The organism is Negativicoccus succinicivorans, from assembly GCF_018373335.1.
GTDB classification, from domain to species: domain Bacteria; phylum Bacillota; class Negativicutes; order Veillonellales; family Negativicoccaceae; genus Negativicoccus; species Negativicoccus succinicivorans_A.
In genome coordinates, this window is record NZ_JAHAHH010000029.1 from 1 (window position 1) to 14506 (window position 14506).

A 14506-nucleotide genomic window follows, 5' to 3' on the forward strand; every position below is an offset into this window, starting at 1 on the left:
CGGCAAGCGTAATATTCACGACACAAAAAAAGCATCGCCTTGCGGCGATGCTTTTTAATTGCGTTATTTTTTTGCGTCTTCCTGAACGAGATCAATAATGGTGCGAACCATTTCCGACGATTTCACTAAGGAATTAAGCGGTAAGTATTCATAGACCGAGTGGAAATTATGACCGCCGGTGAAGAAGTTCGGCGTAAAGATGCCTTGCGAAGACAGGTATGAACCGTCGGTGCCGCCGCGCATCGAAAGCGTTTTCGGCGTGATGCCGAGGCGTTCCATCGCGGTGTAAATATGATCGACGGCGAATTCGTTTTCCGGCGTTTTCGCGTCTTTAATATTGGCGTAGACATCTTCCATCGAAAGTTCGATCGTCGCGCGCGGATACCGTTCTTTTAAGAAGGCGACCGCTTTTTCGATGTAATCTTTATAGCCGAGGTAACGGTCACGATGATGATCGCGGATGTTGAGTTCGACGCTCGCGTTCGACTGGTTGCCCGAAATGCCCTGCACCCAGATGTAACCGTCGGTACCGTCGGTGTTTTCCGGCGTTTTCAGGCGATCAAAATACTGCACGAAATCGCAGGCGATCAATACCGGATTGACCATGTTGCCTTTCGCGGACATCGGGTGCGCGGCGATACCCTGAATGTTGATCACGGCGCTACCGGCGTTAAAGGTTTCGTAAACGACTTCGCCGATTTCGCAGCAGTCGAGCGTGTACGCGAAGTCAACGGGGAAACGATCGAGTTCCATTTTTTTGCTGCCGCGCAAACCGGTTTCTTCATCCGGCACGAATGCCAGGTAAATTTCACCGTGCGGCGCGCCGCTTTTTATCAGTTCGGTGATCGCGCCCATGACCGCGGCGACGCCCGCTTTGTCATCGGAACCGAGCACGGAGTTGCCGGTCGTCGTCACAATCGTGTCACCGACGTAATTTTTCAACGCGGCTTCCGTTTCCGGATCGAGCACGAGATTTTTCTCTTTGTTGAGCGTAATGACGCCGCCGTCATAGTTTTCCACGACTTGCGGCGAAATTTCCGGATCGAGCTGCACGTCCACCGTATCGACGTGGGTGCAAAAACCGATGACCGGCGTACCTTCCGGGGCGTCGGCGGTGGCGGCCAAACGCGCGGTCAGCACCGCGTGCTCGCTCACATGAATATCTTCCAAGCCCAGTTCTTTTAATTCCGTTTCCAACTCGCGTACCATGTCCCACTGCATTTTCGTGCTGGGAACTTCGCTGACGGTCGGATCGCTTTGGCTGGGGATCGAGATATAACGCAAGAAACGTTCCAGTAAAGATTCACGACTCATGTATTCCAATTTCAGGACTCCTCTCTGATTAAGCGCTTACGGGCGCGGATATAAGTACGAAGCTTGCAGGCCGAGCGGCAGGTCGAGCCCCCAGAACGCGTAGAGGACTATGGACAATGTCACAAGCAAGCCGATCGTATAGGGAAGCATCATGGAACTCAACGTGCCGATGCCGGCCTCTTTGACGTATTTTTGGCAGTACGTAATGATCAAAGGATAAAACGCGAACATCGGCGTGACGACGTTGACCGCCGAGTCGCTGACGCGGAACGCTACCTGAGTAAGTTCCGGAGCGATGCCGACACCCATCAGCATCGGGACGAAGATCGGCGCCAAGATGGCCCATTTCGCCGAAGCCGAAGTAATGATCAAATTCAACATGCCGACGAAGATAATGATTCCGCCGATGGTAAGCTGCGGCGGCATCGCCAGTGAACGCAGGAAGTCCGCGCCGGAAACGGCGAGCAGAACGCCGATCTGCGACGCGTTGAACGCGTACAGGAACTGCGCCGCAAAGAAGTAAAATACGATTAATTGCACGAGAGTATGCGTCATATCTTCCATCGCGTGGGTGACATCTTTCGGACTTTTGAATTTGCCCGACATAATGCCGTAGATCAAACCCGTACCGCCGGCGATGACGAAGATCAACGAAACCAGGGACTGCATGACCGGTGCTTTAAAGCTCGCGATCGTGCCGTCCGGCGCGCGCCATACGGAATCCGGCGTGGACAGCGCCCAGAATAAACCGATCATGAATAAAATGAGGAAGGCGCTGGCGGCATAGAACGCGCGATTTTCTTTTGCGGTGAGCGGCTTGTTCGTTTCCGCTTCAATATCAGCATCGGTAGAAAGCGGATACATTTTCCACAGCCACGGCTCGACAATTTTTTCGGTGATGTACCAGCAGGCGGGGATGACGGCGAACGTCGCGCCGAACATGTAGAAATAGTTACATAAAATGTTGACTTGATACGAAGGGTCGATAATCTGCGCCGCGCTTTGCGTGAAACCCTGGATAACGGGGTCGATCGCGCTCGGCGTGTAGTTGGCGGCAAACGCGCCGGCGATACCGGCGAACGATGCGGCGATACCGGCGAGCGGATGCTTACCTACCGCGTAAAACATGTAGGCGGCAATCGGGATGATGATCACGTAACCGGTATCCGGACCGATATGGCTCAGCATACCCGCCAAAATAATAATCGGCGAGAGCGCCGCTTTCGGCGTGACGGCGAGCAACTTGCGCAGCCCCGCGCGGATATAGCCGGAGCCGTCGGCGATGGCGATGCCCAATGTCGCTACGATGACCATGCCGAGTGGCGGGAAGCCGGAGTAATTCGTGACCATCTTCGTCATCAATTTGACGAGTTGGCTCGGCGCCAGCATGCTGATAATACGGATCGGTTCTTTGGTGACCGGATTGATATACGAGAAATGAATCGGCGACATCAGAGCCGAGATGACGCAGACAATCAAAAAGGCACCGATAAACAAAATCGTGATATCGGGAACGCGGTTGCCCACCCTCTCGATCCAGCCCAAAATTCCTTTGGGTCTTTCCGGCGCTACAGCAGTTTTCATAATCCACCATCCTAAAAAACAACAAATAATAAAAACACAATTGTCCATTAGTATAAGATTATGCGACATAAATCGCAATAGCAAACTTACGTTGCGAGGCCTTCGCACGCGCCCGACAGCGCTTTCATGCACTGAACGCAACTCGCTAAACGCTTGTGTTACGGGAAAGCAATCAAAATGTTAAAAATTTCAACGACAAAGTATACGAATTTGGCAATCGTCATAACGATGGGCCTGTTTGGTTCTGCAAAATTTACATTTTGGTTGTCGGAAAGAGGCATTTACGTGGATTCAGATTGTAATTTATTGTAATTTTATGAAAAGTATTTTACAATGAATGCAAATTGGAGTGCTGATTATGGATTATAAAAAGCGCCGGGTCATGCTGGACGGACGGCGGGAAACGATGTATATATTTGCCTCGCCTTTGGGGCTTTTAAGCGATGTGTTTGCCGTTGATGTACGCACGCAGGGAAATGCGATTCGCACGGCGATCAGTGAAGTGCTGGATTACGAGTACGACTCGTCTTTTTACAGCGGAGAGGCGTACCTGTTTTCCGTGTACCGGGATATCACATTGATCCAGCCGTTAGGCGCGGATGATTTGGCGCAACCTTTGGAAGTGGACACGCAGCGACTGTATATTATGATCGGTGATTTTCTCAGCGACAACGGAGAACACGTGGTGCGTTCCGATTGGGAAACAGAAAAAGAACACGGTTAACCGTGTTCTTTTTGCATTTTCAAGCCGATTGAAATAGCGTGCTATACTTGTTATTATATAAATATCTCGAATACAGATAAAAATATCGATTTTATTTTTGCCATTTACGATACAATATAACCCCGATAGTGGAGGAACCAGTTTGGAACAATTATTCATCAAAGGCGGTCGCCGACTTTCCGGCAAAGTGCGCGTGTCGAGCGCTAAAAACGCCGTGTTGCCGATTATTGCGGCGACGATGTTGCCGATTACTCCGAGCACCCTGCCGGAGATTCCGCATTTGGAAGATGTCACGACCATTTGCAAAGTGTTGGAGCAGCTCGGCGTCGTCGTTTCCCAAACGGACAATGAATTACGCTTTGATGCGGCGCAGTTGACATCCTATGAGGCGCCGTACGAATGGGTCAGCAAAATGCGGGCTTCGTTCCTTGTGATGGGGCCGCTTTTGGCGCGCCTGGGACGGGCGAAAATTTCGCTGCCGGGCGGTTGCGCGATCGGCACTCGTCCGATTGATTTGCATTTGAAAGCGTTCGCCGCGCTCGGCGCGGAAATTAATTTGGGGCACGGCTATGTGGAAGCCGTCGTGCCGAACGGTTTGAAAGGCGCGCAGATTTATCTCGATTTCCCGAGCGTCGGCGCGACCGAAAACGCGCTGATGGCGGCATGTCTTGCCGACGGTCGCACGGTCATTGAAAACGCGGCGGAAGAACCCGAAATTGTCGATCTCGTGATGTTTTTGAACAGCATGGGCGCGAACATCCGCGGCGCGGGCACGAATGTGATTCGCATCGAAGGCGTGCAGGAACTGCACGGTGTCGTGCATAATGTCATTCCCGACCGCATCGAAGCCGGCACTTTTATGGTGGCGGCGGCCATGACGGGCGGGGATGTGTATGTGGAAAACGCGCTGGCGGAGCACGTCAAACCGCTGGTCGCGAAGTTGAAAGAAGCGGGCGCGGCCGTGGTGGAAGATATCAACGGCATTCGCGTAGTCGGTCCGGACCGCTTGCGGGCGGTCGATGTGAAAACATTGCCGTATCCGGGATTCCCGACCGATATGCAGGCGCAGTTTATGGCGCTCACGACGATTGCCGAAGGCACGAGCGTGGTCAAAGAAACCGTATTTGAAAATCGGTTCATGCATGTGGACGCGTTGACCCGCATGGGCGCCAAAATTAAAATTGAAGGCGGCAGCGCGGTGATCGAAGGCGTGGAACGCCTGGAAGGTTGTCCGGTTGAAGCGACCGATTTGCGCGCCGGCGCCGCCTTGGTGCTGGCCGGTTTGGTGGCGGACGGAACGACATCGGTCGGACATCTGCATCACATCGATCGCGGCTATGACCGTTTTGTAGAAAAATTGAGCGGTTTGGGAGCAGACATTGTTCGGAAATAAACGCACATCAATGCGGAGTAAAAGCGCGCGGCGGACACCGCCCGCGACGCGGCAACGTCATTCGCACTCCCTGCTTGACTGGCTGGCCGGTGTCGGCGCGACGGATATCGCTGTCGATTTGGGTTCCGCCAATACGGTAGTGTATGTACGCGGTGAGGGTGTCGTGGTACGGGAACCGTCGGTGTTGGCGGTCGATCGGGAAACGCGTGAAGTCGTCGCGCTCGGCGCGAAAGCGGCGGCCTTGGCCGGACGCGTACCGCAGGAGCTTGTCTTGGTGCGACCGGTGGAACGCGGTGTCGTTACGGATTTTTCCGCGGCGGCGCACTTGGTGCGTGAACTTGTCGGGCGACAGGTTTCGGGTTTATGGAAACGTCCGCGTCTGGTGATGACGCTGGCGGGGCGGCAAAGCGATGTCGCCGCGGCGGCTCTGTTGGGCACGGCGGCGGCTCTGGGCGCGCGGAAAGCGGTGCGTATGCCGGGAACTCTCGCCGCGGCCTACGGCGCCGATTTGGATAAAGCCAAAACAGCGGGGTTGCTGGTCGCCGATTTGGGCGCGGGTAAAACGGATTTGGCCGTGGTCGACGCTAACGGTTTGGTGGACACGGAAGTGTTGCCGCTCGGCAGTATGGATCTCGATCGGGCGATTGCGAAAATCGTCTTGCAGGAAACGGGATTATTGCTCGGCCCCCTTACCTGTGAACGCTTGAAGCAACGTTTTTGCGATTTGGATGAAAAGGCGACGGCCACATCATTGTGCGCGGGCAAAGACAGTCAAACCGGTTTGCCGCGGCAAACGGAAATCACAACAGCTATGTTGCGACCGGCGTTGGTTCCCTACGCGCATCAGATCGCGCAGGCCCTGCATGAAGTGTTGCATCAAACGCGACCCGAACTCAGTCAATGGATTTCGTCGCACGGCATTATGCTGGTCGGCGGCGGCGCGCTTTTGCGCGGCTTGGATCGTTACTTAACGCAATTTCTCGGCGTGCCGGTGTATCTCGGCGAAGATCCGCTCTATGCGGTGGCCATCGGCGCGGGCAAAGCGCTCTTGGAAATGCCTTTGTTGCGCGATTCGCTGGGCTTTGAAAATCCGCACTCCGCGTAAACGCCAACAGTAATATGATATAATAGGCATGTGAGGTGATACCTATGAAAAAAAGCAAAAAACGCATGCGCGCGTCATTGTTGTTAGCCGCTGCTTTAGCTGTATTGGGCGTGGTCGGCGTCATGGCGCAGGCGGTGGTCCATACAACCGTATTAACGGGTAAAGTAACCGATGTCGTGCCGGTGGGTACGGAAGTTAAAGAAGGCACGCCGCTTGTCTCCGTCGAATCGTTGGCCGGTTCGATGCCGGCAGCGCGGGCTACGGTGGACGGCAAAGTGACAAAAGTGGAAACGCAAGTCGGTGCAACGATCAACAAAGGCGATGAAGTCGCGATCGTGGAAACCAAATAGGAGCGATATGAACGTATTCAAAAAGCGTCGGCGATCGGTATGGTTGCTGACGCTTCTCTTTACATTAGTAACTTGCTTCGCCAACGCGGTCGACATCATGCCGCCGTCGGATGTGCGGGAAGGTATGCGCGGTGTGGCCAAGACGGTGGTGCAGGGCGACACGATTGAAGAATTTGACGTCGATGTGCTTGGCGTACTCCAACAACGCGGCCCTTCCGGCGATTTGATTTTGGTCAAAGTCAGCGGACCGGTGATTGAAAAAACCGGCGGCATCGCGCAGGGCATGAGCGGCAGTCCCGTGTATATTGACGGTAAACTTGTCGGCGCGATCGGGTACGGCTGGGGTTTTGCGGACGGCACGGTGGGCATGGTGACGCCGATCGGCGACATGCTGAAACTGTGGGCGCTGCCGGATAAAGCGGCGCATGACGAAGCGCCGTCGGTGGAGCCGCCGCTGATTCCGATGGGCACGCCGTTGATGGCGGCGGGATTTACGCCCGAGTCGTTGCAATATCTGACGCAAAAATTGGCGCCGTTCGGATTGCAGCCGCAAGCGACAGCCGGCGCTGGCAACTATGACGCCGCGCCGCATGCGTTGCAACCCGGTAGCGCGGTCGCGGTGACGCTCGTCACCGGCGATTTGAAATTGGGCGCGATCGGTACGGTCACGTACGCCGATGAAAATCGTATCGTGGCATTCGGGCATCCGTTTTTAAAACGCGGCGAATTGGATTATTTCATGCACAATTCGTACATTTTCACGGTGGTACCGTCAGTGAATTCCGCGTTTAAGATCGGCTCCATCGGCAGCGAGATCGGTAAAATTTATCAGGATCGCGGCGCGGGGATTGCCGGTATCGAGGGGCGCGCGCCGAAAGCCGTGGCGATGCAGGTCAACGTGACGGATCGCGATACGCAAACGGATCGTGCGGCGAATGTGCGCATGGTCGATGATCATGATTTGACGCCGATTTTGGCGGCGACGACCGCGTACGATCTTGTCAAAAAGACGATTGATCGCGGCGGTCGCGGCACGGTCAAACTCAGCTATGAATTTTTGCCGCAGGATACGTCACTGCCGACATTTAAGCGCGATAATATGTACTACTCGTCGAAAAGCGTCAGCGAACGCTCTGTCGATGAACTGTACAACGTGCTGGAAGCGCTGGCGAAAAATCCGTTTCAAAAATATGCGTTGCGCGGCATCAATTTGTCGCTTTCGTTGACGGAAGATAAAGAAGTCGCGGAAATCGTTGACGCGAAAGCGCGACCGGCCGTTGTCAGCCCGGGCGACGTCATCTATGTCAGTGTCAAACTGCGTCCGTACCGCGGCGAAGTTTTTTCCAAAGCGCTCGCCTTTACGGTGCCCGCCGATCAGCCGCTCGGACCGATGACGCTGGAAGTGCGCGGCGGCGGTGTCGTGCCGTTGCCGTACCTGATCCAAAAACAGCAACTCAATTTGACGGATGAAATTATTGATCGGTTGCGAACGTACAAAGATTTCCGCGATTTTCTGAATAAGCTGCAAAAGGAAGACAAAAATAACGAGCTGATCGTGGAAATTTTGGAAGACAATGTCAGCATGGTGCCGGACGAAGAGTCCGCGGGACATCACGCTCAGTTGCAGGAGCCGGTGAAAGAGACGCTGCCGGATTACTTGCACAAGGGCGAGAAGAAAAACGCGGATACCATGGCGGGCGGAGATGACGACGAGAAAGCCAAAACGCGCGTTACGATGCCGTACATTATCAAAGGCGACGGCCAATTCGAATTTGAAGTGGTAGCGCCCAACGATCGCCGCCGTCGCGATGCGGTGAAAGAAATCATGGCGCAGCTGCGGGAAAAAGTGTCGGAGAAGGATGCCGAAGAAAGCAGCGATCAGGAAGATAAAGACGCGAACAAAGAGCCGCAACCTTCCAAGCGCCCGTCGAAAGATAAAAAATGACAAAAAAAGAACCGCAGTTGCGGTTCTTTTTTATTGGCGTAAATTACGCGTCATGATCAAAGAGGACTTTGCTCTGGGTAAATTCCAAAATACCCTCGATGCCTCCTTCGCGGCCGATGCCGCTCATTTTGTAACCGCCGAACGGCGCGGTTACATCGCGTGCGCTGTCGTTGATATACACATTGCCCGATTTAATGCGGCGAGCGAACGCGACGGCCTCATCAAACGGTCCGTGCACCGCGGCGTTCAGGCCGTAAATCGTATCATTGGCGATGTGCAGCGCATCCGGCAGGTCCTTGTACGTAATGACGCACAGCACGGGACCGAAGATTTCTTCCTGCGCGATTTTCATATCATTGGTGACATCGGTGAAAATCACGGGTTGGACATAATAGCCGCCGATCGGTTCGGTGGGCACACTACCGGTGAGCATGCGCGCGCCTTCCGCAAGACCCGTTTCGATATATTTTTTCACTTTGGTGAATTGTTTTTCACTGGCCAGCGGTCCAATCTTCGTGCCTTCCGCACGCGGATCGCCGACCGGATATTCTCGCAGAATTTCCACCAAGCGAGCTTCGATGGCTTCTTTTTGATCTTCCGGAATCAACAAGCGAGACAGCGCCGAGCACGTTTGGCCGCAATTCAAGAGGAGCGAATTGAAGCAGGCCCGGATCGCCTGATCGATATCGGCGCCCGGCAGGATCACGCAGGGCGATTTGCCGCCGAGCTCCAAGTGGATTTTTTTCACCGAATCCAAACCGTGCTTGCCGACTTCAATACCGCCGGTAGTGGAACCGGTGAAGGAAACCATGTCGACCAGCGGATGCGAAGCCAAGACGTTGCCGACGTCGCCGCCGCGACCCGTGACGAGATTTAACACGCCTTTGGGCAATCCCGCCTGATGGAACGCGTCCACCAAGTAGTATACGGAAAGCGGCGTGTGCTGACTCGGTTTCAAAACAACGGTATTACCCATCAAAATAGCCGGCATGATTTTCTGCACGACCTGGCCGAGCGGATAGTTCCACGGCGTAATGGCCGCGACTACACCGACCGGCTCACGATACAATGTCGAATGTTCCAACTCTTCCCGAAATTCGATTTTTTGCGCCAGACGCATGAAGGTACGCATGCGTTCCACCTGGAAATCGAAATGAACCTTTTCAGCCATTTGGCTCGGCGCGCCGAGCTCCTTGATTTCAATATCGACGATTTCCGCTTTGCGGGTCAGCAGCTGCGCCAACATTTTTTCGCAAATCGTCAGCCGCGCGGCGAGCGGCGATTCCTGCCAACGCCAGGCGGCATCGGCGGCGGCTCGACAGGCCGCGTCGACTTCCGCGTCGGTGGCGACGGGAACGGCGGCGAACCGATACATGCTCGTGGGATTTTCCACTTTAATTCGTTCCGTGCTTTGGGGCGTGACCCACTCCCCGTTGATATATAAACGTTCAAAATTCATAGGCGGCTCCTTTCGTAACAATGGATTCGTTTGGCTTTATTGTACTTGCATCTAAAATAGGAAACAAGGTGCGAGGACGAAAAACGTCGTCAAAATATGCTAAAATAAAAATAAAACAGACGAATACAGAGGAGGTTTCGGCAATGCAATGGCGGGGCAGACGGATGAGCAGTAACACGGGACGCGGTGGCGGACCGGCGAAAATCGGCGGGTTGGGTTTAATTATTTTCGCTTTGATCTATTCGTTTTTCGGCGGCGACGTCTCCGACGTAATTCACATGGCGGGCGCCGGACAGACGCAACAGGTGGAACAGCAGGCGAGCGATCCGGCGCGTCGTAATCTTGAAGATATGTTGAGCGTCGTCTTGGCGGACACGGAAGATGTTTGGCACCAAAAGTTCGCGGAAGTCGGGGAAAGATACGAAGAACCGAAACTGATGTTTTTTGAAGAACGGGTGCGCTCCGGTTGCGGCGTGGCGGGCAAATCGACCGGTCCGTTTTATTGTCCGGCGGATAAAATCATTTACATGGATGTGACATTCGCCAACGATTTACAACGAAAATTCGGCGGTCAGGGCGGCGATTTCGCGATGGCCTACGTGTTGGCGCACGAAGTCGGTCACCACGTGCAAAACCAGTCGGGCCTTCTGATGCATGTTCATAAGCTGCAGCAACAAATGAGTGAGGCGGACGCGAAAAAATACTCGGTCGCGCTGGAGCTTCACGCGGATTATTTGGCCGGAGTATTCGCGTACTATGTACAGCAAAAAGGTTACCTTGACGCGGGCGATATCGAAGAGGCGATCAATGCCGCCAAGACGGTCGGCGATGACCATTTGCAGAAGATCACGCAAGGGCAGATCCGTCCGGAGGAATTTACGCACGGCACCAGTGAGCAGCGCGCGGCGTGGTTTCGGCGCGGCATGCAGTACCATGATTTCAGTCACGGCGATACGTTCGGCGCGTTGGGATTACAACTTTGAAAATAAAAAGCGGCATGTCCGCTTTTTTATTGCGTAAAATAGAAGGCAAAATGGCCGTGTTATAATAAAGTCATTATGATGGGAGGGACCATATGAGTTTGTGGGAGAAAACGGTGGCGCAGATTGAAGTGCCGTCGCCGAGCATTGCGGAAGCGGCCGCGTCGCGTGCCGATGATTTGGTGCTCGGTAACGGAAACTTGGGAAAACTGCGCGATATCGTTGTGCAATATGCGGCGGTAGTGGGTGAAGTCATGCCGACACCGCCCAAGAAAATGATGATTTTAGCCGCGGCAGATCATGGCGTGGCGCGTCATCAATTGTCCGCGTATCCGGTGGAAACGACGGTGGAGATGACGAAAAATTATTTGATCAGCAAAGGCGCCGGAGCCAACGCGATGGCGCATTACGCCGGCGCGGACATGACGGTGATTGACGCGGGTATCAATGCGGACATGAGCGGAGTCCCGGGACTCTTGGACAGAAAAATCGCCTACGGCACGCAGGATTTCAGTGAAGGCCCGGCGATGACGAGGGCGCAGGCGATCCAGGCGATCGAAGCGGGGATCGAAGTGGCCGCTGATGTCATCGCGCGCGGTTACCGGTTGCTTTCCGTCGGAGAAATGGGAATTTCCAACACGACGTCGGCGGCGGCGATCATCGGCGCGTTCGGCGGCTGGGATGCGTTGCAGGTGACGGGACGAGGCACGAATATTTCCGATGAACGTTTGGCGCGCAAACAGAAAATTGTCGCGAAAGCGTTGACGGTGAACCGTCCGGACAAAACGGACGGTATTGACGTATTGGCGAAAGTCGGCGGCTTTGAGTTCGGCGTGATCGCAGGCGTTATTTTGGCGGCGGCGGCGCACCATGCGCTGGTCATCGTCGACGGTTTCAATACGACCGCCTGTGCGCATATCGCCAAAGCGATCGCTCCCGCCAGTCGTCACTATGTGATGGCGTCGCATTTGTCGGCGGAAAAAGCGCATTGCATGGCGCTCGAGGCCTTGCAGACTGAAGCCTACGTCGATTTGGGTTTGCGGCTCGGGGAAGCTTCCGGCGCATCGGTGCAGATGCGCATGCTTGAACACGCGCTGGCGATTTACAATGATTGCCTGACAAAGGAAGAAATGATGCGGGGAGGTAACGCCGATGTTGGAAGCATGGAATGATCAAATCGCGCCGCTCGATACTTCAGTGATGGAGCAATGCCGCGAGTACGTCGACAACCTTACCAAACCGTTGGGCTCATTGGCGCAGTTGGAAGAAATGGCGATTCGCATCGCCGGTATTACCTGCCGTAAAAAACCGGCGCGCCTGCAAAAAGCCATCGTCATTGCCGCCGCAGATACGGCGGTCGACAGTCCGGAGAATCAGGATCACGGGCAACGGAGTCTGGCGGAACTGATGCTTATTGCCGGCGGCGCGGCGCCCGTTTCGGCGTTGGCGCGCGAACTGAAAGCGCCGGTATACGTGGCGGATGTCGGTTTGGAACAGGATACCGAACATGTAGAGGGCGTGATGCTGCATAAAATGCAAAACGGCAGTCAGTCATTGCCCAAAGGGGACGCGCTGACGCAAGAAGCATGCGCGGAAGCGATTGCCTTCGGCGGCGCGCTGGCGGGTGAATTGGCTCACAGCGGTGTCGAAGCATTGGCGCTTGGTGACATCGGCGCTCGTGGGGCGCTTGCGGCGCTTGCCGTGACGACGGCTTTTTTAGGACCGGAACTTTCTGAGGCGATGCAGGCGCAGGGCTTTACCGTGCAAAGTGAGGCGTGGACGTTGGCGCAAACGGAACCGGAAACGGTGCTCGCGCGCTACGGAAACGCATCGATTGCGATGCTGACGGGACTTACTTTAGGTGCGGCGGCGCGCCATATGGCGATCGTTTTTGACAACAGCGTCACCGGCGCGGCGGCAGTAGCGGCGGCCGCGATCGCGCCGCGGGTAAAAGACTACTTATTCGCCTCGGCGGCGTATCCTGATCCCCTGCACCAATTGCAATTGCAAAAGTTGGGATTACCGGCAGCGTTGCATTATGATTTCACGTTGGCGCAAGGACTCGGATCGACATTGGGACTGTCCCTGCTTGACGCATCACTGGATATGTTGAATGAGATGCGGACGTTCGGCGCCGCCGGTGTGGCGGTGGCGGAAGACGGCCCGGGCAAGGGACGACAGAGAGAAGAGGTACGGTGATGGAACGGATATTGTATCTGCCGGTGCTTTCTTCGCCGGCGGGCTGGCTCGGTGCGCTTGCCGATTGCGGCGTGCCGGCGGCATATTGGCAAGCCGAATACCGTCGGTGGTGCCACGATCGCGCGACGGTGACGGTTCATGACGTCACCTGTCTCGGGATCGTCGGGCGTGATGTCGCGGTGACGGCGACGCTGCCCGTTTCTCCCGCTGCCGCGGCGGTACGTGCGTCCTTGCCGACGGACGGTGAAGCGGCGGGCGGGTGGCAACGCTTGGCCGCGTTGGCCGTTCAGGCGGAAACGGTCGGCGCGGTGCTGACAGCGGACGAATGGCTGCTGGCGGCGGGCATTGCGTTGGGATTGGATTATCTTGAAGTGACGGTTGTCGCGGCGGAATCCGTCGGCGCGGGAGCGATCGCCGTATTGGCGCAGACATGGGTGACGACACAAATGCCGGGTAAGCGGATTGTCGATCGGGTCGGTTACGGCATCTGCGGTGATGCGGTAACGGAGGCGACACTCGGCTATCGACAGCCGGTGCCGTGGACACAGGAGCGTCCTTACGTATTTGGTGATACCGCTCGTGCACGCGGTAGGATTGGTGATTGGTGAGAAGTACGTGATCATTTTCCAAAGCGTTTGACAATCGGTCGACGGATTTGGTATCATGCTTGTAATTTACATATGTGAAAAGCGATGAAGAGAAGAGTACGCAACGCAGACGATCGACAGAGAGCCCGAGTCGGTGAAAACGGGCGATCATAACCGTTGTGGAAAATGGCCTCGGAGCTGCCGGCTGAGCCGCAAGGCAAGGTCGTGCCGGGTGTGCCCGTCACTGCACTGGTGTATCGCTCTTTGAGCCGTACATGAATGAGGTCTGCAGCGCAGATGAAGTAGGGTGGTACCACGAGTGTCCTCGTCCCTGAGCAATCAGGGCGAGGGCTTTTTTTATAGGAAAAGAGATCCGTATGAAAATCAAAGACAAGTATGAAAAAGAAGGGCCGTTATATTCGTTTGAGGTGTTCCCGCCGAAACGGGAAGGCGATTTGGACAATATGGTGGCGACATTGCATGAGTTGGCCCAATGGCATCCCGACTATATGTCGGTGACATACGGTGCGGCGGGGGCGGCACGCGGTATGTTGACGTTGAAATTGGCGGAGCATATCCGCAAGGAGCTGGACATCGAGCCGTTGATGCATTTGACTTGCGTGGGATATTCGCAAGCGGAACTGGCGGAGATTTTGGCACGGATCGAAGCGGCGGGAATTGAAAATACGCTGTTGCTTCGCGGCGATCACAGAGAAGACGGCGAAACGCCCGCGGACGGATTCCGTTATGCCAATGAGTTGGTGGCTTACGTGCGCTCCAAGCACGCATTTTGTATCGGTGCGGCGACGTATCCGGAAGGCCATACGGAGGCTCGCAGCCTGACGGCGGATTTGATCCGCTTGCGA

Annotated in this window: 13 protein-coding genes and 1 other annotated feature; of the genes, 10 read left to right on the forward strand and 3 right to left on the reverse strand. The window is 55.2% G+C overall.

Annotated features, from left to right (window positions below; genetic code table 11):
* Window positions 1-63: 63 nt before the first annotated feature.
* The gene (pepT, locus tag KH813_RS03345; RefSeq protein WP_303993246.1) at window positions 64-1314 is read right to left on the reverse strand and encodes a peptidase T; all 1251 of its coding nucleotides are present in this window, start codon (window positions 1312-1314) and stop codon (window positions 64-66) included.
* Window positions 1315-1350: 36 nt separating this feature from the next.
* On the reverse strand, window positions 1351-2898 hold the full coding sequence (locus KH813_RS03350; protein WP_303993219.1) for an AbgT family transporter: 1548 nt from the start codon (window positions 2896-2898) through the stop codon (window positions 1351-1353).
* Window positions 2899-3256: 358 nt separating this feature from the next.
* On the opposite strand from KH813_RS03350, the gene KH813_RS03355 reads away from it, so the two are divergent.
* From KH813_RS03355 to KH813_RS03375, 5 genes are all read left to right on the forward strand, one after another.
* On the forward strand, window positions 3257-3622 hold the full coding sequence (locus tag KH813_RS03355) for a hypothetical protein (RefSeq protein ID WP_303993222.1): 366 nt from the start codon (window positions 3257-3259) through the stop codon (window positions 3620-3622).
* A gap of 142 nt (window positions 3623-3764) precedes the next feature.
* Window positions 3765-5015: a UDP-N-acetylglucosamine 1-carboxyvinyltransferase gene (gene murA, locus KH813_RS03360; protein ID WP_303993225.1), complete on the forward strand. Its 1251-nt coding sequence runs from the start codon at window positions 3765-3767 to the stop codon at window positions 5013-5015.
* The gene (locus KH813_RS03365) at window positions 5002-6120 is read left to right on the forward strand and encodes a rod shape-determining protein (RefSeq protein ID WP_303993228.1); all 1119 of its coding nucleotides are present in this window, start codon (window positions 5002-5004) and stop codon (window positions 6118-6120) included. The genes murA and KH813_RS03365 overlap by 14 nt, the downstream gene beginning before the upstream one ends.
* Window positions 6121-6164: 44 nt before the next feature.
* Window positions 6165-6470, forward strand: coding sequence for an acetyl-CoA carboxylase biotin carboxyl carrier protein subunit domain protein (locus tag KH813_RS03370; protein ID WP_303990261.1), 306 nt, complete (start codon window positions 6165-6167; stop codon window positions 6468-6470).
* Between the two features lie 7 nt (window positions 6471-6477).
* Window positions 6478-8415 (forward strand): SpoIVB peptidase S55 domain-containing protein, encoded by a 1938-nt coding sequence (locus tag KH813_RS03375; RefSeq protein WP_303993231.1) that lies wholly within the window; start codon window positions 6478-6480, stop codon window positions 8413-8415.
* A gap of 43 nt (window positions 8416-8458) precedes the next feature.
* Here KH813_RS03375 and KH813_RS03380 read toward each other — a convergent pair whose 3' ends face one another.
* Window positions 8459-9874: an aldehyde dehydrogenase family protein gene (locus tag KH813_RS03380; RefSeq protein ID WP_303993234.1), complete on the reverse strand. Its 1416-nt coding sequence runs from the start codon at window positions 9872-9874 to the stop codon at window positions 8459-8461.
* A 164-nt stretch (window positions 9875-10038) separates the two neighbouring features.
* Here KH813_RS03380 and KH813_RS03385 point away from each other — a divergent pair, with 164 nt between their 5' ends.
* The 5 genes from KH813_RS03385 to KH813_RS03405 form a co-directional block, all read left to right on the forward strand.
* A complete protein-coding gene (locus tag KH813_RS03385; RefSeq protein ID WP_303993236.1) occupies window positions 10039-10857 on the forward strand; it encodes a neutral zinc metallopeptidase in 819 nt (272 codons plus the stop codon).
* A 92-nt stretch (window positions 10858-10949) separates the two neighbouring features.
* On the forward strand, window positions 10950-12026 hold the full coding sequence (cobT, locus tag KH813_RS03390) for a nicotinate-nucleotide--dimethylbenzimidazole phosphoribosyltransferase (RefSeq protein ID WP_303993237.1): 1077 nt from the start codon (window positions 10950-10952) through the stop codon (window positions 12024-12026).
* A complete protein-coding gene (locus KH813_RS03395) occupies window positions 12007-13053 on the forward strand; it encodes a nicotinate-nucleotide--dimethylbenzimidazole phosphoribosyltransferase (protein ID WP_303993239.1) in 1047 nt (348 codons plus the stop codon). Before cobT ends, KH813_RS03395 begins: the two co-directional genes overlap by 20 nt.
* A complete protein-coding gene (locus KH813_RS03400; protein ID WP_303993242.1) occupies window positions 13053-13661 on the forward strand; it encodes a hypothetical protein in 609 nt (202 codons plus the stop codon). The genes KH813_RS03395 and KH813_RS03400 overlap by 1 nt, the downstream gene beginning before the upstream one ends.
* 75 nt (window positions 13662-13736) lie before the next feature.
* Window positions 13737-13976: a binding site (T-box leader), on the forward strand.
* Between the two features lie 41 nt (window positions 13977-14017).
* On the forward strand, window positions 14018-14506 hold a 489-nt coding region (locus KH813_RS03405), incomplete at its 3' end, for a methylenetetrahydrofolate reductase (protein ID WP_303993244.1).